At 75.0% G+C, this 21676-nt stretch carries 20 protein-coding genes; 16 read left to right on the top strand and 4 right to left on the bottom strand.

What is annotated here, in order from left to right; translation table 11 throughout:
- The first annotated feature begins 63 nt into the window (after window positions 1-63).
- The 6 genes from ACFVHB_RS24330 (at window position 64) to ACFVHB_RS24305 (ending at window position 7006) form a co-directional block, all read left to right on the top strand.
- Window positions 64-849 carry a VOC family protein gene (locus ACFVHB_RS24330; RefSeq protein ID WP_380326027.1) on the top strand — a complete coding sequence of 262 codons (786 nt, stop codon included), beginning with the start codon at window positions 64-66 and terminating at the stop codon, window positions 847-849.
- 112 nt (window positions 850-961) lie between these two features.
- Window positions 962-1711, top strand: a complete 750-nt coding sequence (locus ACFVHB_RS24325) for an HAD family hydrolase (protein WP_380326024.1) — start codon at window positions 962-964, stop codon at window positions 1709-1711.
- A complete protein-coding gene (locus ACFVHB_RS24320; protein WP_380326021.1) occupies window positions 1708-4116 on the top strand; it encodes a glycoside hydrolase family 65 protein in 2409 nt (802 codons plus the stop codon). The genes ACFVHB_RS24325 and ACFVHB_RS24320 overlap by 4 nt, the downstream gene beginning before the upstream one ends.
- 193 nt (window positions 4117-4309) lie before the next feature.
- A complete protein-coding gene (locus ACFVHB_RS24315; protein WP_380326117.1) occupies window positions 4310-6022 on the top strand; it encodes a pyruvate dehydrogenase in 1713 nt (570 codons plus the stop codon).
- 103 nt (window positions 6023-6125) lie between these two features.
- Window positions 6126-6761 (top strand): helix-turn-helix domain-containing protein, encoded by a 636-nt coding sequence (locus ACFVHB_RS24310; protein WP_380326018.1) that lies wholly within the window; start codon window positions 6126-6128, stop codon window positions 6759-6761.
- A 32-nt stretch (window positions 6762-6793) separates the two neighbouring features.
- Window positions 6794-7006: a DUF6126 family protein gene (locus ACFVHB_RS24305; protein WP_380326015.1), complete on the top strand. Its 213-nt coding sequence runs from the start codon at window positions 6794-6796 to the stop codon at window positions 7004-7006.
- A gap of 61 nt (window positions 7007-7067) precedes the next feature.
- On the opposite strand, the gene ACFVHB_RS24300 is transcribed toward ACFVHB_RS24305, so the two are convergent.
- Entirely contained in the window at window positions 7068-8528 is a 1461-nt protein-coding gene (locus ACFVHB_RS24300) for a PLP-dependent aminotransferase family protein (protein ID WP_380326012.1), read from the bottom strand.
- A 188-nt stretch (window positions 8529-8716) separates the two neighbouring features.
- On the opposite strand from ACFVHB_RS24300, the gene ACFVHB_RS24295 reads away from it, so the two are divergent.
- The 7 genes from ACFVHB_RS24295 (at window position 8717) to ACFVHB_RS24265 (ending at window position 19008) form a co-directional block, all read left to right on the top strand.
- Entirely contained in the window at window positions 8717-9616 is a 900-nt protein-coding gene (locus ACFVHB_RS24295) for a sigma-70 family RNA polymerase sigma factor (protein WP_380326009.1), read from the top strand.
- A gap of 118 nt (window positions 9617-9734) precedes the next feature.
- Window positions 9735-10226 carry a hypothetical protein gene (locus tag ACFVHB_RS24290; protein WP_380326006.1) on the top strand — a complete coding sequence of 164 codons (492 nt, stop codon included), beginning with the start codon at window positions 9735-9737 and terminating at the stop codon, window positions 10224-10226.
- A gap of 47 nt (window positions 10227-10273) precedes the next feature.
- Window positions 10274-14482, top strand: coding sequence for a tetratricopeptide repeat protein (locus ACFVHB_RS24285; RefSeq protein WP_380326003.1), 4209 nt, complete (start codon window positions 10274-10276; stop codon window positions 14480-14482).
- A 240-nt stretch (window positions 14483-14722) separates the two neighbouring features.
- Window positions 14723-15085: a YciI family protein gene (locus tag ACFVHB_RS24280; RefSeq protein WP_380326000.1), complete on the top strand. Its 363-nt coding sequence runs from the start codon at window positions 14723-14725 to the stop codon at window positions 15083-15085.
- Window positions 15082-16332 carry an RNA polymerase sigma factor gene (locus ACFVHB_RS24275; protein WP_380325997.1) on the top strand — a complete coding sequence of 417 codons (1251 nt, stop codon included), beginning with the start codon at window positions 15082-15084 and terminating at the stop codon, window positions 16330-16332. The genes ACFVHB_RS24280 and ACFVHB_RS24275 overlap by 4 nt, the downstream gene beginning before the upstream one ends.
- The gene (locus ACFVHB_RS24270; RefSeq protein ID WP_380325994.1) at window positions 16329-17108 is read left to right on the top strand and encodes an alpha/beta fold hydrolase; all 780 of its coding nucleotides are present in this window, start codon (window positions 16329-16331) and stop codon (window positions 17106-17108) included. The genes ACFVHB_RS24275 and ACFVHB_RS24270 overlap by 4 nt, the downstream gene beginning before the upstream one ends.
- A gap of 142 nt (window positions 17109-17250) precedes the next feature.
- Complete coding sequence (locus tag ACFVHB_RS24265) at window positions 17251-19008, top strand: hypothetical protein (protein WP_380325991.1); 1758 nt, start codon at window positions 17251-17253, stop codon at window positions 19006-19008.
- A 51-nt stretch (window positions 19009-19059) separates the two neighbouring features.
- Here the strand turns inward: ACFVHB_RS24265 and ACFVHB_RS24260 are convergent, their stop codons facing one another.
- Entirely contained in the window at window positions 19060-19266 is a 207-nt protein-coding gene (locus ACFVHB_RS24260) for a DUF397 domain-containing protein (RefSeq protein ID WP_380325988.1), read from the bottom strand.
- Window positions 19253-20092: a helix-turn-helix domain-containing protein gene (locus ACFVHB_RS24255; RefSeq protein ID WP_380325985.1), complete on the bottom strand. Its 840-nt coding sequence runs from the start codon at window positions 20090-20092 to the stop codon at window positions 19253-19255. Before ACFVHB_RS24255 ends, ACFVHB_RS24260 begins: the two co-directional genes overlap by 14 nt.
- 116 nt (window positions 20093-20208) lie before the next feature.
- On the opposite strand from ACFVHB_RS24255, the gene ACFVHB_RS24250 reads away from it, so the two are divergent.
- The 3 genes from ACFVHB_RS24250 to ACFVHB_RS24240 are packed head-to-tail and all read left to right on the top strand — an operon-like array spanning window position 20209 to window position 21025.
- Window positions 20209-20562 carry a hypothetical protein gene (locus ACFVHB_RS24250; protein WP_380325982.1) on the top strand — a complete coding sequence of 118 codons (354 nt, stop codon included), beginning with the start codon at window positions 20209-20211 and terminating at the stop codon, window positions 20560-20562.
- A gap of 11 nt (window positions 20563-20573) precedes the next feature.
- On the top strand, window positions 20574-20765 hold the full coding sequence (locus tag ACFVHB_RS24245) for a hypothetical protein (protein ID WP_380325979.1): 192 nt from the start codon (window positions 20574-20576) through the stop codon (window positions 20763-20765).
- Window positions 20762-21025, top strand: coding sequence for a hypothetical protein (locus tag ACFVHB_RS24240; RefSeq protein ID WP_380325976.1), 264 nt, complete (start codon window positions 20762-20764; stop codon window positions 21023-21025). The genes ACFVHB_RS24245 and ACFVHB_RS24240 overlap by 4 nt, the downstream gene beginning before the upstream one ends.
- Before the next feature lie 52 nt (window positions 21026-21077).
- Here ACFVHB_RS24240 and ACFVHB_RS24235 read toward each other — a convergent pair whose 3' ends face one another.
- Window positions 21078-21527, bottom strand: coding sequence for an SRPBCC family protein (locus ACFVHB_RS24235; RefSeq protein WP_380325973.1), 450 nt, complete (start codon window positions 21525-21527; stop codon window positions 21078-21080).
- Window positions 21528-21676 lie beyond the last annotated feature (149 nt).

Raw genomic sequence — 21676 nt, 5'->3', positions numbered from 1 at the left:
TGGGCGGTGTACCGCCGTCCGGCCGCCCGCCCGCGGAGGACCCGTGCTCCTGGAGGCCCCGCAGTGCCCGTAGTCACCGCTCCGTACAAGCCCGGTACGCCCTGCTGGGTCGACCTGATGGCCGGCGACCAGCAGGCCGCGCTCGACTTCTACCGCGACCTGTTCGGCTGGCAGGGCGAGATCGGCCCGCCCGAGTTCGGCGGTTACGCCGTGTGCGCACTGAACGGCCGGCCGGTCGCCGGGATCATGGCCCGGACGGCCCCCGAGGGCCAGCCCCTCCCGCCGGTCGCCTGGACCACCTACCTGGCCTCGGACGACGCCGACGCCACCCAGAGCGCCGTCGCCGGGAACGGCGGCACGATCCTCTACCCGGTCATGGACGTCGGCACGGTCGGCCGGATGCTGGTCGCCGCCGACCCGACCGGCGCGGTGTTCGGCGTCTGGCAGAAGCTGGACTTCATCGGCGCCGGCATCGTCAACGAACCCGGCGCGCTGGTCTGGAACGAGCTCAACACCGGCGACACCGACGCGGCCGGCCGCTTCTACCACCGGGCCCTGGGCCTGCGCCCGGGGACGGTCCAGGGAATGGAGGGCTACTACTCGCTCAACGTCGGCGACCGCACCGTCTGCGGCATGCAGCAGGTCCCCGACTACCTCGCCCCCGGCACGCCCGCGCACTGGATGACCTACTTCTCGGTGGACGACACCGACTCCACCGTGGACGCCCTGGTCAAGGCCGGCGGCTCGGTGATCCAGCCGCCGTTCGACATGCAGTCCGGCCGGATGGCGGTCGTCCAGGACCCGCAGGGCGCCGTCTTCGCGATGATCGCCGCGCCGCCCACGCCCTGAGGCGGGCCCCGCCCCGCCCGCTCCGGCCCCGGTGACCGCCCGAGCCGCCCGTTCCCGCGACGCGCCGCCGGGAATCGGCGGCTTCCCCGCGTCCGCGGGTGAGACTGCACCCATGCTGGGGCTTCCGGACGACATCCGCGCTTTCCTCTTCGACCTCGACGGGGTGCTCACCCAGACCGCGAAGGTGCACGCCGCGGCCTGGAAGGACACCTTCGACGCCTTCCTGCGCGCCGAGGCGGCCCGCACCGGCGAGCCGTTCGTGCCCTTCGACGCCGTCGTCGACTACGACACCCACGTCGACGGCCGCCCGAGACTCGACGGCACCCGGGCCTTCCTGCACAGCCGCGGCGTCGACCTGCCCGAGGGCACCGACGCCGACCCGCCCGGCACCCGCACCGTGCACGGCATCAGCCTGGCCAAGAACGACACCGTGCTGCGGATGATCCGCGAGCAGGGCGTCCAGCCCTACCCGGGCTCGGTGGCGTACGTGCAGCGGCTGCGCGCCCACGGGCTGCCCAGCGCGGTCGTCTCGTCCAGCGCCAACTGCCGGGACGTGCTGCGCGCCGCCGGGATCGAGGAGCTGTTCGACGTGATCGTGGACGGCGTCGTCGCCAAGCGCGAGAATCTGCCGGGCAAGCCCGCGCCCGACACCTACCTGGCCGCCGCCCGCGCCCTGGGCGTCGAGCCCGCGCACGCCGCCGTCTTCGAGGACGCCCTCGCCGGGGTCGCCTCCGGCCGGGCCGGCGGCTTCGGGGCGGTGGTCGGCGTGGACCGCACCGGCCAGGCCGCCGAACTGCGCCGCGACGGCGCCACCGTGGTCGTCACCGACCTCGCCGAGCTGCTCGAAGGAGACACGGCATGACCGGCCTGGACAACTTCAGCGTCGACCCCTGGCAGATCGCCGAACAGGGCCTCGACCTGGAATCGATGGCCCGCGCCGAGTCCCTCTTCGCCCTCTCCAACGGCCACATCGGCCTGCGCGCCAACCTCGACGAGGGCGAACCGCACGGCCTGCCCGGCACCTACCTGAACGGCGTCTTCGAACTCCGCCCGCTGCCGTACGGCGAGGGCGGCTACGGCTACCCGGAGTCCAGCCAGAGCGTCATCAACATCACCAACGGAAAGATCATCCGGCTGCTGGTGGACGACGAGCCCTTCGACCTCCGGTACGGCGAACTGCTCGGCCACCGCCGCTGGCTGGACTTCCGGGACGGGCTGCTGCGGCGCGAGGCCGAGTGGACCTCCCCGGCCGGGCGGACCATCAGGGTGAACTCGACCCGGCTGGTCTCGCTCACCCAACGGGCCGTCGCCGCCGTCGAGTACACCGTCGAGGCGGTGGACGCGCCGATCCGGATCGTCCTGCAGTCGGAGCTGGTCGCCAACGAGCAGCTGCCCGGCGGCCCCGAGGGCGACCCGCGGGCCGCCGCCGTGCTGGAGGCCCCGCTGATCGGGGAGGTGCACCACGCCGGCGGCAGCAAGGCCGTCCTGGTGCACCGCACCCGGTACAGCGGCATCCGGGTCGCCGCCGGGATGGACCACGTCATCGAGGGCCCGGAAGGGCTGGACACCGTCGCCGAGGCGGAGGCCGACCACTGCCGGATCAGCGTCACCACCCTGCTCCGGCCGGGCGAACGGCTGCGACTGGTGAAGTTCATGGCCTACGGCTGGTCCGCGACCCGCTCGCAGCCCGCCGTCCGGGACCAGGTGGAGGCCGCGCTGACCGCCGCCCGGTACACCGGCTGGGACGGGCTGGTGGCCGAACAGGCCCAGTTCCTCAAGGAGTTCTGGGAGACCAGCGACGTCGAGATCGAGGGCGACGTCGAACTCCAGCAGGCCGTCCGGTTCGCCGTCTTCCACGTCCTCCAGGCCGGCGCCCGGAGCGAGGAACGGGCCATCCCCGCCAAGGGGCTGACCGGCCCCGGCTACGACGGCCACAGCTTCTGGGACACCGAGACCTTCGTCCTGCCGGTGCTCACCTACTGCCTGCCGGCCGCCGTCAACCAGGCGCTCCGCTGGCGCTACACCACCCTGCCGCTGGCCCGCGACCGGGCGGCCCAACTCGGCCTCGCCGGCGCGGTGTTCCCGTGGCGGACGATCCGCGGCGAGGAGTGCTCCGGCTACTGGCCGGCCGGCACCGCGGCCTTCCACATCGGCGCCGACATCGCCGCCGCCGTCGCCCGCTACGTCCGGGCCACCGGGGACGCCGAGTTCGAGCGCGAGTACGGGCTGGAACTGCTCGTCGAGACCGCCCGGATGTGGCGCTCGCTCGGCCACCACGACGCCATCGGCAAGTTCCGCATCGAGGGCGTCACCGGGCCCGACGAGTACAGCGCCGTCGCCGACAACAACGTCTTCACCAACCTGATGGCGCAGACCAACCTGCGCGCCGCCGCCGAAGCGGCCGCCCGGCACCCGGGCGAGGCCGCCGCGCTCGGCGTCGACACCGAGGAGACCGCCGCCTGGCGGGACGCCGCCGCCGCGATGTTCATCCCGTACGACGAGAACCTCGGCGTCCACCCGCAGGCCGACGGCTTCACCGACCACCAGGTCTGGGACTTCGAGCGCACTCCGCCGGAGAACTACCCGCTGCTGCTCCACTACCCGTACTTCGACCTGTACCGGAAGCAGGTGGTCAAGCAGGCCGACCTGGTCCTCGCCATGCAGGTCCGCGGCGACGCCTTCACCGACGAGCAGAAGGCCCGCAACTTCGCCTACTACGAGCGGCTGACCGTCCGCGACTCCTCGCTCTCCGCCTGCACCCAGGCGGTCATCGCCGCCGAGGTCGGGCAGCTGGACCTCGCGTACGACTACACCGCCGAAGCGGCCCTGATGGACCTGCACGACCTCGGCGGCAACACCCGCGACGGCCTCCACATGGCCTCGCTCGCCGGGGCCTGCATCGCCCTGGTGGCCGGCTTCGGCGGGCTCCGCGACCACGGCGAGATCCTCAACTTCCGGCCCCGGCTGCCGTCCGGGCTGATGAAGCTCAGCTTCTCGCTGCTGGTGCGCGGCCAGCTGCTGGGCGTCCGGATCACCCACGAGGGCACGACGTACACGCTGCGCCGCGGCGAGGTGATCCACCTGCGGCACGACGGCGAGGGGGTCCAGGTGAAGGCCGGCACCCCGGTCACCGTGCCCACCACCGTCCCGCCGGCCCAGCCGCGCTGCAGCCAGCCACCCGGCCGCGAACCGTCCCGCCGCCAACCCCAGGCCGGCGTCGCCGCCGGCACCCTCAGCCCGGGCCCCGACCACCTGGCCGCGGAGTAGCCGGCCGTCCCGTCCCGCCCCCTCCCCCGGAGGCCCGACCACCCCTCGGGCGCCCGCCCCCGCTCCCCTCGGGCCCTCACCCCTTCGGCCCCGTCCCGGGTGCGCCGCCGGCGCTCCCGCCGGAGGGTGCAGGTGTCCTGTGGCGAGCGGCGGCCGGCGAAGGAGTCCCCCCGTGGTGAGTGTGGCCGAGCAGATGGTGGAGGTCCTCCGGCAGGCCGGCGTGGAGCGGGTGTACGGCGTCGTCGGCGACAGCCTCAACCCGGTGGTGGACGCGATCCGCCGGGCCGAGGGGATCGGCTGGGTGCACGTCCGCAACGAGGAGGCCGGTGCCTTCGCCGCGGCCGCCGAGGCCGAGCTCAGCGGCCGCCTCGCGGTCTGCGCCGGCTCCTGCGGCCCCGGCAACACCCACCTGGTCCAGGGCCTCTACGACGCCCAGCGCAGCGGCCTCCCGGTCCTCGCGCTCGCCTCGCACATCCCGTCCGCCCAGATCGGCACCGGCTTCTTCCAGGAGACCCACCCCGAGCGGGTGTTCACCGACTGCAGCAGCTGGTGCGAGCTGCTCTCCGTCCCCGCCCAGCTGCCCCGCCTGCTCCGGATCGCGATCCAGCACGCGCTGGGCGCCCACGGCGTCTCCGTGCTGGCCTTCCCCGGCGACGTCGCCGCCCTGCCCGCCGCCGGTCCGACCGGGACCAGCCACTTCCTCACCGAGCAGGCGGTGGCCGCCCCGCCGTGGTCCCAGGTGCAGGCGCTGGCGCGGGCCCTCAACGAGGCCCGCCGGGTGGCCCTGTTCTGCGGTGCGGGCGTGCGCGGGGCGCACGCCGAGGTGATGGAGGTCGCGGGGGTCCTGAACGCGCCGGTGGGGCACTCGCTGCGCGGCAAGGAGTGGATCCAGTTCGACAGCCCGTACGACGTCGGGATGAGCGGCCTGCTCGGCTACGGCGCCTGCCACGAGGCGCTGCACGCGGCCGACCTGGTGCTGCTGCTCGGCACCGACTTCCCGTACGACTCCTTCCTGCCGCAGGCCCGCACCGTCCAGGTGGACCACGACGCGACCCGGCTCGGCCGCCGCACGGCCCTGGAACTCGCCGTCCACGGCGACGTCTCGGCGACCCTGCGGGCCGTCCTGCCGCTGTTGGAGCCCAAGCGGGACCGCGGCTTCCTGGACGAGATGCTGCGCAAGCACTGCCGCGCCCTGGAGGACGTGGTCGGTGCCTACACCCGGGACATCGAGAGGCACCTGCCGATCCACCCCGAGTACGTGGCCTCGGTGCTGGACGAGGTGGCCGCGGACGACGCGGTGTTCACCGTGGACACCGGGATGAACAACGTCTGGGCCGCCCGCTACCTCCAGCCGAACGGCCGACGCCGGGTGATCGGCTCCTTCCTGCACGGCTCGATGGCGAACGCGCTGCCGCACGCGATCGGCGCTCAACTGGCCTGCCCCGGACGGCAGGTGGTGGCCATGGCGGGCGACGGCGGGCTCTCGATGCTGCTCGGTGAGCTGCTCACGGTGGCGAAGCACCGGCTGCCGGTGAAGACGGTGGTCTTCAACAACGGCGCGCTCGGCATGATCAAGCTGGAGATGCTGGTCTCCGGCTACCCGGAGTCGGAGATCGACAACGGGGACGTCGACTACGCCGGGATCGCCCGGGCGATGGGCATCCCGGCCAAGCGGGTGACCGAGCCGGCCCGGGTCCGGGAGGTGCTGGCGGAGGCCCTGGAGCGGCCGGGTCCGGCCCTGGTGGACGTGGTCACCGACCCGAACGCGCTCTCCATCCCGCCGCACATCACCGCCGCCCAGTTGAAGGGCTTCGCCCTGGCGGCCGGCCGGACGGTGCTCTCCGGCGGGGTCGGGCGCATGATCGACCTGGCCCGGAGCAACCTGCGGAACATCCCCCGGCCGTAGGGCGGCGGGGGCGGAACGCGGTCACATCGGGATGCCGTCGAAGGGCTTTTGCCTCTGAGGCAAATTTCTTGCCCGCTCGGCACGCGAGGTGTCCACTGGTCACATGACCACCAGCCCACCCGGCCCCTCCGCCCCCGGCGACCAGTTCGACGACCAGGAGGTCGCCGGCCTCGCCGCGAGGCTGCGCGAGCACCGGCTCAGCAGCCGGCTCACGCTCGAGGTGGCCGCCGCCCGGGTCGGACTCTCCCCAGCCTATCTGTCCCGGCTGGAGACCGGCCGCCGACAGCCCTCGCTGCCGGTCCTGCTGGGCCTCGCCCGCGCCTACGGCACGTCCGTCTCCGGCCTCCTCGGCGAGGCCATGGTCGAGCCCGACCCGGTGGTGCGCGGCGGCGCGATCGAACCCGGCCGCGCGGGCGGCTGGGGCTACCGCCGGGCCGGCGCCCCCGGCCGGGCCATGCAGGCGCTGCGCGTGCACGTCCCCCCGGGCGTGCAGGACGCCGTGGTCCGGGTCCACCCCGGCGAGGAGTGGCTGTACGTCCTCCAGGGCCGGCTGAAGCTGACCCTCGGCGACCGCGTCCACCTCCTCGCGGAGGGCGACTCCGCGCACTTCGACTCGCTCACCCCGCACTGCATCGCCGCCGACTCGGCGGACGGGGTCGAGCTGCTCTTCGTCCACACCCTGCTGCAGAGCCCCGGCGGCGAACTCTGCCTCGGCGGCGGCCCTGCCGCGCCCCACTGACCTGTCGTCAGAACTCCCGGAGGAGATCTCCCATGGCTGATCCCACCACCACCGCCGTCCCCACCGCCGTCCCCACCGCCGTTCCCGGCGCCGCGGCGACGCCCGTGGCCGCCCCGAAGACCGTCGACGCCGGCAAGTGGGCCAACCGCCGCGTCGGCGTCCGGGTGCTGATCTACATGGTGGCCACGCACGCCTTCGCGGGGTTCATCATGCTGCTCTTCGAACTCGGCAACCGCAACAAGTAGCCTGCCGCGCCCGGCAGTCGGGACGGTCCGGCCGGTCCGGGACGGTTCGGCCGCGCGCTCCTCACGCCCGCCGGAGCAGCTCGCAGAGCGCGTCCAGCGCGCCCGGGAAGGTGCGGTCGGGCGGGGTGCCGTAGCCGACCACCAGGGCGGGCGGGGCGTCCGGGGCGAGTGCCGGGTCGGCGAGGTGCCAGCCGAGACCGCTGACGACCAGGCCGGCGGCCTCCGCGCGGGCCAGCAGCTCGGCCTCCGGCACCGCGCCGGGCGGCAGTTGCAGGACGGCGTGCAGTCCGGCGGCGATGCCCGTCACCTCGACGTGCGGGGCCCGTTCGGCGAGCGCCGCGACGAGCTGGTCGCGCCGGCGCCGGTAGTGCAGCCGGGAACGGCGGACGTGCCGGTCGTAGGTGCCGGAGGTGATCAGTTCGGCGAGGGTGAGCTGGTCGAGCACCGGGGCCATGCCGTCCGCCAGCCGCTTCAGCCGGGCCACCGGTTCGACCAGCGCGTCCGGCAGTGCCAGCCAGCCCAGCCGCAGTCCGGGGGCGAGGCTCTTGGCCGCCGTGCCCGCGTACACCACCCGCTCGGGGTCGAGCGCCTGCATCGCGCCGAGCGGCTGCCGGTCGTAGCGGAACTCGCCGTCGTAGTCGTCCTCGATCACGTACCCGTCGTGGGCGCGTGCCCAGCTCACGGCGGCGGCCCGGCGTCCGGCGGCCAGCGCGGCGCCGGTCGGGTACTGGTGGGCGGGGGTGAGCAGGACGGCGCCGGGCCGGGCGTCGAGGAGGTCGGTCCGGGCCCCGGAGCAGTCCACGGGCAGCGGGAGGGTGGCCAGTCCGGTGGCCCGCACGGTGTCGCGCTGCGGCGGCAGCCCGTACGCCTCGACGGCGAGGGCCCGGCCGTCCCGCTCGCGCAGGGCGGCGCACAGCAGGCCGAGGCCCTGGGTGAACCCGGCGCAGACCAGCAGGTGGTCGGGGTCGGTGCGGACCCCGCGCACCCGGGCCAGGTAGGCGGTGAGCGCCTCCCGCAGCTCGATCCGGCCGAGCGGGCTGCTGTAGTCGAAGGCCTCGTGCGGGGCGGTGGCGAGCGCGCGCCGGGCGGCGGACAGCCAGGCGCCGCGCGGGAACAGCGAGACGTCCGGGCGGCCGGGCATCAGGTCGTACCTGCCGTGCCGGCGGTCGCGCGGCGGGTGGGCGGCGCGCCGGCCGGGGCGCGGCGTCGTCCGCTCGGCCACCGTGGTGCCCGAGCCCTGCCGGGAGGTGAGCCAGCCCTCGGCGGTGAGCTGACCGTACGCCTCGACCACGGTGTTGCGGGCGATCCCGAGGTCCTCGCCGAGCGCCCGGGAGGACGGCAGCCGGGTGCCGGGCGCCAGCCGCCCGTCCTGCACCGCTTCGCGCAGCGCGTCCTCCAGGGCCGCCCGCAGCCCGGCCCCGGCGGCGCGGCGGCCGGTGAGGTCGAGGTGCAGGTCGCCGCCGAAGGTCGTCCAGGAGGCGTTCCGGGAGGCGCTCCGGGAGGCGTGCCTGGGGGTGCTCATGGGCGGTGGGCCCCGTTCCGTGCGTTCCGTCGCCGATGCTGTCCGTACCGCGATTATCGCGCTCTCCCGCGGGCGGCCGGCCGCGTCCTGACCGGGAGCGGGCACGCCGAGGAACGCCGGGTGCCCGCTCCGCCCCGGCGGTTATCGTCCTCACAGCACCGACGGACCAGAGCTGGGGGATGTGACGGGTGAGCGGGGACGAATTCCGGGCGCGGCGGTTCGAGGAGCACCGGCCCCAACTGCGCGCGGTGGCCTACCGGATGCTCGGCTCGCTCAGCGAGGCCGAGGACGCGGTGCAGGAGACCTGGCTGCGGCTGAGCCGCACCGACACCACCGCGGTGGCGAACCTCGGCGCCTGGCTGACCACGGTGGTCGGCCGGATCTGCCTGGACCTGCTGCGTTCCCGCACCGCCCGGCGCGAGGACCCGCTGCAGGGCGAGGACGGGCAGGTCCGGCTGCCCGATCCGGTGGTCGGGCCGGCCTCCGGCGCCGTCGACCCGGAGCACGAGATCCTGATGGCCGACTCGGTCGGCATCGCGCTGATGGTCGTCCTGGAGACCCTGGCCCCGCCCGAGCGGCTCGCGTTCGTGCTGCACGACCTGTTCTCCGTCCCCTTCGACGAGATCGCGCCGATCCTCGGCCGCACCTCCGCCTCCACCCGGCAGCTCGCCAGCCGCGCCCGTCGCCGCGTCCAGGGCGCCGCCCCGGCCCCCGACACCGACCGGGCGCGGCGCCGCGAGGTGGTGGAGGCCTTCCTCGCCGCCTCCCGCGCCGGGGACTTCGACGCCCTGCTCGCCGTCCTCGACCCGGACGTGGTGGCCCGCGCGGACGGCGGCACGCTCCGCCCCGGCCTGGTCCGCCGCGGCGCGGCCGACGTCGCCTCCCAGGCGATCACCTTCGCCCGCTTCGCGCAGGACGGCCGCGCGGTGCTGATCAACGGCGCGCCCGGCGTGCTCTCGCTCGCCGACGGCAAGCCGCTCTCGCTCATGGCGTTCACCGTCCACGGCGGCCGGATCGTCGCGATGGACTTCCTCACCGACCCCGACCGCCTGGCGCGGCTGGACCTGGCGGCCCTCCTGGACGGCTGAGGCGAGCGGCCCACCGGCCCGGACGGAGGGGTTCGCGGATCCCGCCCCCTCCGTCCGGGCCGCGCTGTACTGTGTGGACCGCCGGGCTCGCGCGGTGGCAACGCAGAGGAGTCGCAAGGTGATTGACGAGGTGTTGGCGGCGGCGTCGACGGTGGCCGGCCTGGCCGCGGGCGGGGTCGTGCAGGCCGCCGGGACGGACCTGTGGACCGGGTTCAGGACCCGGATGGGGGCGGTGTTCGGGCGGCGCGGAGCCGGAGCCGGGCAGGCGGCCCTGGAACGGCTGGACGAGACCGCGGCCGCCCTGGCACGGGCCTCGGGCCCCGGGGGAGACCTGGAGCGGGTCCGCGAGGCGGAGCGGGCGCACTGGAACAACCGGGTCCTGGTGCTGCTGGCCGGGCTCCCGGAGGAGGACCTCCCCAAGGCCATGCGGGAGCTGCGCGGGGCGGCGGAGTCGGTGCGGCGGCCGCACGCCGGGCCCTCCGCGGGGACCGGCGGGCTGGCGGTCACCGGCGACGTGAGCATCCGCGCCGACCACGGAACGGCGGTCGGCGTCGTCAACGGCGGGGTGCACCTGACCTCCCCTCGGCAGCCGGGTCCGGCCCAGGGCTGACCGAATCCGGCATCGGGGCGGGAGCCCGGGGTGCCGCCGCGCCCTTCGTGTCGGTCGCCCACGCCGACACGGTCCTCCACCAAACCGTGGTCCACCGGCCCGCGGCCGGGGAGCCGCTCGACCGCTCGCGCCCGCTCGGCCCCATCCCCGACCGGCTGAGGCACTTCCAGCCGCGCACGGCCCTCGACCTCGCCGGTGCCGCCGCTCCCGGCGGCACCGTGCTGCTGACCGGTCCGGCCGGGGTCGGCAAGACGCACCTCGCCGCCGACTACGCCCGTCGCCGGCTGGAGGCCCGTGAGGTGGACGTGGTGGTCTGGGTCAACGCCGGCAGCCGGGACGCCGTCGTCTCCGGCTACGCCCGCGCCGCACGACGGTTGGCCGGCGCGGATCCCGGGGACCCGGGCGCGGCCGCGGAGGAGTTCCGGGACTGGCTGGAGACCACCGACGAGCGCTGGCTGGTGGTCCTCGACGACCTGAAGTCCCCGGGGGACCTGCGCGGGCTCTGGCCGCCGCCGAACCCGGCGGGCCTGGCGGTGATCACGACCTGGCGCAACGAGGACGCGCTGCGCGGCCACGCCGGCACCTTCGTCGAGCACCCGCTCGACGCCTTCACCGCGTCCGAGGCCACGGCCTACCTGAGCGCGGTGCTCGCCGCGGCGGGCCGCCGGGACGAACCCGGCCCGATCGGCGCGCTCGCCGCGGACCTGGGCCGGCTGCCACTGGCGCTCTCCCAGGCGGCGGCCTACCTGATCGACCGCGACCTCGGCTGCGAGGCCTACCGCGAGCGGCTGGCGGACCGCCGCCGGACGCTGGCCGAGGTCATGCCCGAGGAGGGCTCGCTGCCGGACCAGCAGGCGGCGACGGTGTCGGCCGCGTGGTCGCTGTCCGTCGACCTGGCCGACCGGCTCAACCCGGTGGGCCTCGCCCGCCCGATGCTGCAGCTGATCAGCTGGCTCGACCCCGACAACGTGCCGGCCGAGGTGCTCACCGGCGAGGCCGTGCTGGACCACCTGACCCGGCACCGGGAGGCCGGCCCGCCGGCCGGGGCCGACCCGGACCACGGTCACCCGGAGCGGCCGCCCGTCACCGCGGAGACGGCCCGCGAGGCGCTGACCTGTCTGCGCCGGCTCAGCCTGATCGACCGGTCCGGGGGCGCCGCCGGGCACGGGGTCCGGGTGCACGGGCTGATCCAGCGGGCGGTCCGGGAACGGATGACCGCACCCGAGCGCGACGCGGCGGTACGGACCCTCGCGGCGGCGGTGACCGGGGCGTGGGGCGGCCGGCGCAAGCTGTCCGAGGCCGACGAGCAGGGGCTGCGCGCGAACGCCGGGGCGCTGGCGGACAACGCCGGGCCGCGGCTGTGGACCGCCGGCGCCCACCCGGTGGTCTTCCGGGCGGGGCAGAGCCTCAAGCGGGCGAAACTCCTCGTACCGGCGCTGGCCCACTGGGAGCGCGTGCGGGAGCAGGCCGCGCGGTGGCTCGGACCGGACCACGAGGACACCCTGCTGGCCACCGCCACCGTCATCACCCTCCGTGGCGAGACCGGCGACTGGAACCACGCGCTCGTCGCCGGTGAGCGCCTGCTCGCCCGCTGCCGGCGGGTGGTCGGACCGGACCACGCGCGGTCCGTCGACCTCGGCAACCGCCTGGTCGAGTGGTGGGCCCGGGCCGGCGACCCGGTCGCCGCGCTGGTCAGGGCCGAACGGCTGCGCGCCGAACGCACGCTCCTGCTCGGCCCCGCGCACCCCGCCACCATCGGCGCCCTCGAACTGGTGGCCGTCCGGCGGATCGCACGGGGCGACCGGGCGGGTGCGCTGTCGGCCGCCGAGGCCCTGTACGGCGAACGCCGGGACGTCCTCGGGCCGGACCACGCGGCCACGCTGGCCGCGCTGCGCCAGCTGGCGCACTACCGGGAACAGGCCGGCGACCCGCACGGCGCGCTGGAGGCCGCCGAGTACCTGCACGCCGAGCGGCGGCGCGTCCGCGGCGCCGACCACACCGAGACCATGGCCGCCCTCGACCTGGTCGCACACCTCCGGCAGGCGACCGGCGACCCGGACGGCGCCCTGGCCGCCGCGCGGCAGGCGGCCGCCGAGCGCAGCCGGGTGCACGGCGCCGACCACCCCGGGACGCGGGCGGCGCTCCAGCAGCTCGCCGTCCGCGTGCGGGCCGCGGGCGGCGGCCCGGGACTCGCGGACGACGCCGACCGGCGGCTCGCCGAGTGCCTGCGACGGCTCGGCCCCGATCACCCGGACACCCTCACGGCCCGCCGCCAGGCGGCCGACTGGAAGGGCGCGGCGGGCGACCCGGCCGGAGCGGCGGCCGCCGTCGAGGAGGCGCTCGCCGAGCACCTGCGGGTGCTGGGGCCGGACCATCCCGAGACGCTGGTGACGCTCGGCCGGGTGGTGCACTGGCGGGCGGGCGACGGCGACCGGAAGGGCGCGCTCGACGCGGCCGAGGAGCACCTCGCCGGCTGCCGGAGGGTGCTCGGCCCGGAACACCCCGACACCCTCCGGGCCCAGGCCGGCCTGGTCGACCGCCGGGCGCAGGCGGGCGACCTGGCCGGCGCGGTGCGGGTGGCGGAGGACCTGCACGCCCACTGGCTGAGCCGGCTCGGCCCCGACGAGCTCCGGACCATCGCGGCCCGGCAGCAGGTGGTGTTCCGGCGCGCCGAGGCGGGCGACCGCCTCGGCGCGCTCGCCGCCGCCGAGCAGGTGCTCGACGACTGCCGGCGGGTGCTGGGGCCGGAGCACCCCGGGACGTACGAGGCCCGCGCGGTGGTGGTCCGCCGGCGCCGGGACGCGGCGGGGGAGACGCCGGCCGTCGTGGCCGCCCGGAAGGACCTCGCCGACTGCCTGGAGCGGCACGGCCCCGACCACCGCGACACCTTCGCCGCCCGGATGCGGCTGCTCCGGGCCCGGGCCTCCGCGGGACGGCGCTCGACGGCCCTGGCGAAGGCGTCGGCGCTGTTGACGGACCGGCGGCGGGTGCTCGGGGAGGACGACCGGGACACCCTCTCCTCCCGTCACGAGGTCATCCGCTGGCGCGCCTACGCGGGCGCCCGGCAGAAGGCCCTGACGGAGGCGTTGGCGCTGCTGGCGGACCGGCGGCGGGTGCTCGGCGACGAGGACCGGGACACCTTCTACTCCCGCCAGCTGGTCGCCGACCGGCGCGCGGGTGCGGCCGATCCGGTCGGGGCGCTGGCGGAGGCGCGGCTGCTGCTGGCCGCCCGGCGGCGGCTGTTCGGGGAGGAGGACCGGGACACCCTCGCGTCCCGGCGCCACGTCGTCCAGTGCCTGGAACAGCTCGGCGACCACGCCGGGGCGCTCGCCCTCGCCGAGTCGCTGCCGGCCGATCACGCGCGGGTCTTCGGCCCGGTCGCGCCGCGGACGGTGAAGGCCTGCCGGGGGGTGGCGCACCTGCGGCAGGCCGTCGGCGACCACGCCGGCGCGCTCGCCCTGCTCCACGACCTGTACCTGGTGCACGCGCGCGAGCTCGGTCCGGACCACGAGGCCACCCTGGAGGCGCGCCTGCGCGTGGTCGGCGTGATGACGCGGGCCACCGGCGACCCGGCCGGCGCGCTGGCCGTCGCCCGGGAGGTGCTGGCCGATCACCGGCGGGTGCTCGGCCCGGACCACCCCGCCACGCTCACCGCCCACCGGCGCGTGATCGGCCAGCTCACGGCGGCCGGCGACCAGGCAGCCGCGCTCGCGGAGGCCGAGGCGGCGCTGGCGGAGCGCCTGCGCGTCATGGGCCCGAACGATCCGGACACCCACCTCTGCCGGCGGACGGTCGCGGGCTGCCGCAGGGCGGTCGAGGAGCGGCGGCGCGGTCCGGCGACCGTTGAGGGTCCCCCGTCGGGGCCGACCGCCGACGGGCGGGCGGCACCGTCCTGGCCGTTCGAGGAAGCCACCGCGCGGATCGCCCGGGCCGCCGAGGAGGTCCGCGGCCTGCTGATCCGGACGGCCCGGGCCGGGACCGTCATCACCTGGGACGCCGTCCAGCGGACAGCCGGCCTCGCCGCCGCACCGGACGGCCTGGACGGCGCGGCGGTGCTGGCCGCGGTGGACCGGACGACCCCGGCGGCGGAACCGCTGCTGTCCGCGCTGGTGGTGGACCGTCACCGGGCGATGCACCCGTTCCACCTCCGGGCCGCCGCCCGCCTCGGACGGGAGCTCCCGTCCGACGAGGTCGAGCGGCGCCTGCACTGGCAGCGGGCCGTCCTGCGGCTCCACGCGCTCTGGTCCGGGCGCTGACGCGGACCGGGCCGGTCCCGTAGGTTGATCATGTGGGAGGGGCTTTCCCGGCCGGCCGCCGGCCGCGGGGCGGGTGCTCGGGACGGGTGCTCGGGCCGGAGGCTCGGCACGGGGGCTCGGAACGGGGAGCGAAAAAAGATCCGGGAAAAGTCGTCGGGCGATGTAGAGCGCCGTGCCGCCGCTCCGACTGAAGGGTGACAGCGCGCCGACGGGGCGCGCGAGAACGGGAGGACACCCGGGATGAAGTACGTCGCGATGATCTACGGCAACCAGGCCAAGTGGGACGCGTTCCCGGCCGAGGCCTGGCCCGAGGCGATCGCCAAGCAGGACGCGTTCAACAGGAAGTACCGCGAGAGCGGCGAGCTGATCGGCGCCTACGGCCTGGCCGACGCGGCCGCCGCCCAGCTGGTGCGTCGGCAGGACGGCCTCCCGGCGGTCACCGACGGCCCGTACCTGGAGACCAAGGAGTACCTCGCCAGCTTCTACCTGCTGGACTGCGAGAGCCTGGAGCGCGCCCAGCGGATCGCCGCCGACATGCCGTTCGCGGACGTCGAGCCGGTCGAGCTCTGGCCGATCCTGCACGAAGCCGCGGCGGACGTGTGACCGGCCTCCCCCGCCCCGCCGAGGACCTGCTGCGCGAGCTGGCGCCGCAGGTCCTCGGCGCGCTCGTCCGCCGGTACGGTGCCTTCGACGCCTGCGAGGACGCCGTGCAGGAGGCCCTGCTCGCCGCCGCCCTCCAGTGGCCCGGCGCCGGTGTGCCGGAGAACCCGCGCGGCTGGCTGCTCACCGTCGCCTCCCGCCGCCTGGTCGACCAGGTGCGCAGCGAGACCGCCCGCCGCCGCCGCGAGGACGCCCTCGCCCTGGCCACCCCGCAGTCCGCGCTGCTCGGCCACGCCGCCGACACCCGGCCGGACGCCGACCGGGACGACTCGCTGGCCCTGCTCTTCCTCTGCTGCCACCCCGCGCTCTCCGCGCCCAGCCGGATCGCGCTCACCCTGCGCGCGGTCGGCGGCCTGAGCACCGCGCAGATCGCCGCCGCGTTCCTGGTGCCCGAGGCGACGATGGCCCAGCGGATCAGCCGGGCCAAGCAGACGGTCAAGGGCCTGGGGCTGGGGCCCGCCCCCGAGGGCGCGGAGCGCGCCGAGCGGCTGGCCGAGGTCCGCCAGGTGCTCTACCTGGTCTTCAACGAGGGCTACACGGCGAGCGGGGGCGACGGACTGACCGCGCCGGAGCTGGCCACCGAGGCGATCCGGCTCACCCGGCTGCTGCACCGGCTGGTCCCCGAGGACGCCGAGACGGCCGGCCTGCTCGCCCTGATGCTGCTCACCGACGCCCGCCGCCCGGCCCGCACCGGCCCCGGCGGGGAGCTGGTGCCGCTCGCCGACCAGGACCGGCGGCGCTGGGACGCCCGGCTGGTGGCGGAGGGCGTGGAGCTGATCAGCCGTACCCTGCCGCGCGGCCGGGTCGGCCCGTACCAGTTGCAGGCGGCGATCGCGGCCGTGCACGACGAGGCCGGGTCGACGGAGGACACGGACTGGCCGCAGATCCTCGCCCTGTACGAGCTGCTGGAGCGGTTCGGCCCGAACCCGGTGGTGACCCTGAACCGCGCGGTCGCGGTCGCCGAGGTGCACGGCCCGGCCGCCGGCCTGGAGCTGCTGGCCACGCTGGACGGCGACAAGGGCGTGGCGCGCAATCACCGGCTGCTCGCCACCCGGGCCCACCTGCTGGAGCTGCTCGGCGACCGGCCCGGTGCGGTCGAGGCCTACCGGGAGGCGGCCCGTCGCACCACCAGCGCGCCCGAGCGGCGACACCTGACGGAACGCGCACGGCGGTGGGAGGCCACGCGATGAGGTACGTGGTCCGGGACGGGGTGCGGCTCGCCTGCCGCGACTCGGGAGGTCCGGGCACACCGCTCGTGCTGCTGCACGGGCTGGCCGGCCACGCGGGGGAGTGGGACGCCGTCGCCGGGGCCCTGAGCGCCCGGCACCGCGTCGTCGCCGTCGACCAGCGCGGCCACGGCGCCAGCGAACGGCACCCGCGGGACGTCTCCCGCGCCGCGTACGTGGCGGACGTGGTCGCCGTGATCGAGCAACTCGGCCTGGACCGCCCGGTCCTGGTCGGCCAGTCCTACGGCGGCCACGCGGCGATGCTGACCGCCGCCGCGCACCCCGCGCTGGTGAGCCGCCTGGTCCTGGTCGAGGCCGGTCCCGCCGGCTCGGACCCGGAGACGCTGGCCGGGATCGCCGGCTGGTTCGACGGCTGGCCGACGCCGTTCCCGACGCGCGCGGCCGCCGTCGAGTTCCTGGGCGGCGGCCCGGTCGGCGAAGGCTGGGCGGCCGGCCTGGAGGAACGCGACGGCGGCTGGTGGCCGCGCTTCGACAAGCGGGTGATGGTCGAGTCCCTGACCGAGAACGCCCACCGCTCCTGGTGGGAGGAGTGGGCGCGGATCAGCTGTCCGACCCTGGCGGTGCTGGGACAGTCCGGCATCATCGGCGCCGAGCAGATCGACCGGATGCTCGCCGCCGGCGCGGAGACGGTGGCGGTCAGCGTCCCCGGCACCGGGCACGACCTCCACCTCGAACGCCCGGCGGAGCTGGCCCGGCTGATCGGCGCGTTCGTCCGGTAGCGCCACGGGCCCCCGGGCGGTCACCTCCGGCCGGGTGGGTGGGCGGTGCCGCCCGGCAGGGTGACACGGCGGTGTGGCTGGCATGTGCGCGCCGATGCCGCCCGCATCGTGTGGGTGCCACGTCAGCGAGAGGAGCACCCCCATGCCCTGCCCGGAACACCGCCTGAGACCCCTGGGATCCCGCCCGGCCCTGCGCGGCACCCTGCTCGTCGTGGTCGCGCTGCTGGCCGCCCTGCTGCTCCCCGGCGGCTGGCACGGCGCCCACGCGGCCACCGGCGGAAAGGGCAGGGACATCCGGCCCGGGGTGCCGGGCACCGCCCTCGCCTGGGGCAACAACCGGGGTGCTTCGCTCGGCGACGGCGCCACCGTCGACCACAGCACCACCCCCGGACGGGTCTGCGGTGGTGCCCCGTGCACCGGCCCGCTCCAGGACGTCGTCAGCATCTCGTCCGGCGGCTTCCACACGCTGGCACTGCGCTCCGACGGGACCGTGCTCGCCTGGGGCGAGAACGGCGTCGGCCAACTCGGCGACGGGACGACCTCCACCCGGACCACCCCGGTACCCGTCTGCGCCCCCGGCGCCACCGCGCCCTGCAGCAGCTTCCTGACCGACGTCGTCGCGGTCTCCGCGGGCGCGGCCCACAGCCTGGCGCTGCGCGCGGACGGCACCGTGCTCTCCTGGGGGTACAACTCCTACGGCCAGCTCGGCAACGGCACCACGACGGACAGCCCCGTGCCCGTCGAGGCCGACCTCGGCACCGCGGTCGCCATCGCGGCCGGCGGCTACCACAGCCTGGCGGTGACCACCAGCGGCGTCGTGCTCAGCTGGGGCTACAACTCCAACGGTCAGCTCGGGACCGGCAGCAACAACAACGCCTCCGTTCCGCAACCCGTCTGCACCCCGGTCCTCTGCGACAACTACGTCCAGAACGCCGCCGCCGTCGCCGCCGGCTCCTTCCACAGCCTGGTGCTGAACCAGGACGGCACCGTCCTGTCGTTCGGCGCGAACGGCTACGGGCAGCTCGGGGACGGCACCACCACCGACCGGAACATCCCCGTGCAGGTCTGCGACGTGGGAGGCTGCGGCACGCCGCTGAGCGGCATCACCGCGCTCGACGCCGGTTATGCCCACAGCCTGGCCCTGCGCTCCGGCGGGTTCGTCCGCGCCTGGGGCCTCAACTCCCAGGGCCAGCTGGGCGACGGCACCAATACGAACAGCCCGTTGCCGGTACGGGTCTGCGCCGTCGGCGTGACGACGCCGTGCGGCACCTTCCTGAGCGGCATCTCCGCCGTCGCCGCGGGCGACTTCCACAGCCTGGCGCTGCGCACCGACGGCGGGGTCAGCGCCTGGGGAGAGAACGCCTCCTTCGGTGCGCTCGGGGACGGCACCACCACCAACCGGAACAAGCCCGTACGCGTCTGCGCCGTCGGCCAGACCGCGCCCTGCAGCCGACTCCTCGACGGGGTCACCGCCATCGACGGTGGCAACACCTTCAGCACGGCGATCACCCAGCCGCTCGCCGACCTGGCCGTCTCGGTCAGCGCCAGCCCGGAGCCCGTGGCCAACGGAGCCAACCTGACCTATACGGTCACCGTGCGCAACAGCGGCCCGACGGCGGCCGAGAACGTCACCTTGACGGACACCGTGCCCGCCAACGCCCGCTTCGTCAGCGCCACTCCGGGCGCGGGTAGCTGCACCACCCCGCCGGCCGGGTCCACCGACACCGTGAAGTGCTCACTCGGCACCGTCGCGAGTGGTGCGAGCGTCAGCACGACGATCGTCGTCAAGGCCGTGGCCGGCAGTGGCAGCACCATCACCACCACTGCCAGGGCGGCCGGCAGCACCCCCGACCCCGATCCCGACAACAACACCGCGACCATCACGACCCCGGTGAGCTGACAGAACGGAAGGGCGGTGCCACCGGCGTGGGGGCACCGCCCTTCTGCTGTGTCAGACGTCGCCGAACTCGCCGCCACGGACGGCGGTGACGAACGCCTGCCAGGCGTCGGGGGAGAAGGCGAGAGCCGGGCCGTGGGGGTCCTTGGAGTCGCGGACCCGGCCGGGACGGGCGTCGTCCACCTCGACGCAGGAGCCGTTGTTGCCGCCGCTGTAGCTGCTCTTCCGCCACTGGCCGGGCTGCTGGTCAGTCTTGCGCATGATCGTGTTCCTCCGCCGCCGACAGGATCAGGGCCAGGGACGCCTCCGGCGACAACGCGACGGCCCGCACCAGATCGTAGGACTCGCGACATCTGGCCAACAACAGAGAATCATCAATGAGTTGACCTGCGTGCGGACCTTCGGTATAAGCGAGCGGCGGTGCATCGACGAAGGTCATCAGGGACAACATGCCTTCGAGAAGTGCATGTGCCCTGTCGAAGGTGGCGACCTGAACGATTACGCGTCGACGCGAGATCAAATCCGCAATGTGCCGAAGCTGCGATGACATGATCTTGTGGGTGCCGGTCGTCCGGCGGAGTACGGCCTCGTCCAGGATGTACCACAACTTGGGTCCTGTGGGATCGCTGACGAGCCGGGTCCGTTCCATCCGTGCAGCAATGCGTTCCGTCAGCTCTTCCTCGGTGAGCCTCGGCTGAGCGCTCAGGAAGATCGCTCTCGCGTATTCCGGAGTCTGGAGCAGTCCGGGCACCACCAGTGCCGCATATTCGTCGATGGCGATCGCGCGCTTCTCGTATTCGGCCGCTTCTTTGAAGTAGTCGGCGAACCGTGAGTAGTCCAGCAACTCGTGAATCCGCTCCAACACGCCGCCGGTTGTGAGGGCCTTGTCGATCCGGACAGAGAGGTCGAGTTGTGGCACGCGGGTCGCGTTCTCAAGCTGCCCGATGTACGTACCGGACACGAACGTCAGTGCCCCCAGCTTCTCCTGGGACATCTTCGGCTCGTGCGCCTCGCGCAGTCGTCGCAGCTCGGAGCCGTAGTAGACCCGGGGTGACTTCCCCGACGGGAGGCGGTCGGGAGTGGCCATCGAGAACCTTCCCTGAACAATCGACATGCTGCTACCGAATGACTTCACAGCGTAGCCATCCCGTCCGATCCTGGTTGAGTAATCCCGCAATCACGACAGGAATCGCAATGTCCGCCATGCTCCGCAGAATCACGGCCGACGACCGCAGCGAGGCGGCCTCCGTCCTGGACGACCTCAAGGTCGCCCTCGCCGCCGCCGGCACCGAACTCCCCTCCATCGGCATCGACTGGAACTGCGCCTCCGCCACGGGGGTCGTCCTCATCGACCTCGGCGCCGCACCGACCTCCGTCGTCGTCAAGCTCATCGACGTCATCCGTGACGGCGTCCGCGCCCGTCGTGAGCAGGTGCAGCCCTGGTATCCCTCGGTCGGCCAGGCCGTCACCCTCGACTCGCCCGTCGGCGCCCCGCTTCCGGCTCAAGTCGTGGCCGCCACCCGCCGGTTGGTGACCATCCGCCTCGACGCCCGCTGAGAGACCGCGCCATGAACAATCCGCCCCGCACGCCCGTCCCCGGCGATCTCCTCCACGACCGCCGCACCCGCCGCACCGGCGTCTACATGGACACCATCGGCCGGCACGTCTACCTCCGCCCGGTCGGCGGCGGCGTCGAGTGGACGACGCACCCCGAGCACCTCGCCGCGCCCCCGAACTCCCCTGCCCGGCAAGCGTCGTGAACCGCCCGCCCCGCATGCTGCTCGTCGCCGCCTCGGCCGCCTCCGTGGCGGCCGGCTCGGCCCTCGCCACCCTCGTCGCGTACCCGCTCCGCCGCCACGACGCCGGTGCCGCCAGCCTGCTCTTCCTCCTGGTCCTCTGTGCGGGCACCCTCCTCGTCAACTCCGCCATCGGCCGGGTACTTCAGTGCCGATGGCAGCGCTCGGCCCGGCGTCCCCGGACGCCGCCGACCGAAGTTGAGGCGTCAGGGCTTCCGGGGTGACGGGGCCGCAGCCCGCGCGGCTGCGGCCCCGCCCCGCTCGGGAGTGCGGGCGCTACGCCGCTCCGCTCTCCAGCAGCCGCTTCAGCGTCTGCTCGTTCTTCGGCATCTCCTTCTTCGCCATCGGCTTCACCACCAGCGGCACGAGCACGTGGCCGAGCCCGTGCGGCTCGAAGTCGAGCGAGAGCGTGACGCGCGACCGTTCGCCGTCACCGAGCGGTTCGACGGTGCCCCGCACGTCGCCGCGCACCGGGCCGTCGATGCCGTGCAGTCGCCAGCTGCGGGGCGGGTCGAACTCGGTGACCTCCGAGGTCATCGCCATCTCCCGGCCCCGGACCTTCCGGGTCACCCGTACGCGGGAGCCGACGTGCATCGGCGCGTCGTCCAGTGCCTTGGCGGAGACCGCGCTCTCCTGCCATTCGGGCAGGTGGGAGGCGTCGGTCAGGTACGAGAAGACCTCCTCGGGCCGGCGCGCGACGTCGATGCTTTCCTTGATCGCGGACATTGCTGCCCCCTTTCGCGGTGCCATCACCTGAATGGTCCCACCGCCCGGGCCCGGCGGCCCCTCCCGCGCGGGGGGGGGCCCGCCGCCCGGGGGCGCCGGGGGGGGGGGGGGGGGTTTAAAAAAAAACGAGCCCCCCACAGCAAATCGTT

This window comes from Kitasatospora sp. NPDC127111 (assembly GCF_042677465.1).
GTDB lineage: Bacteria > Actinomycetota > Actinomycetes > Streptomycetales > Streptomycetaceae > Kitasatospora.
This window is presented reverse-complemented; position numbering and strand designations above follow the sequence as displayed.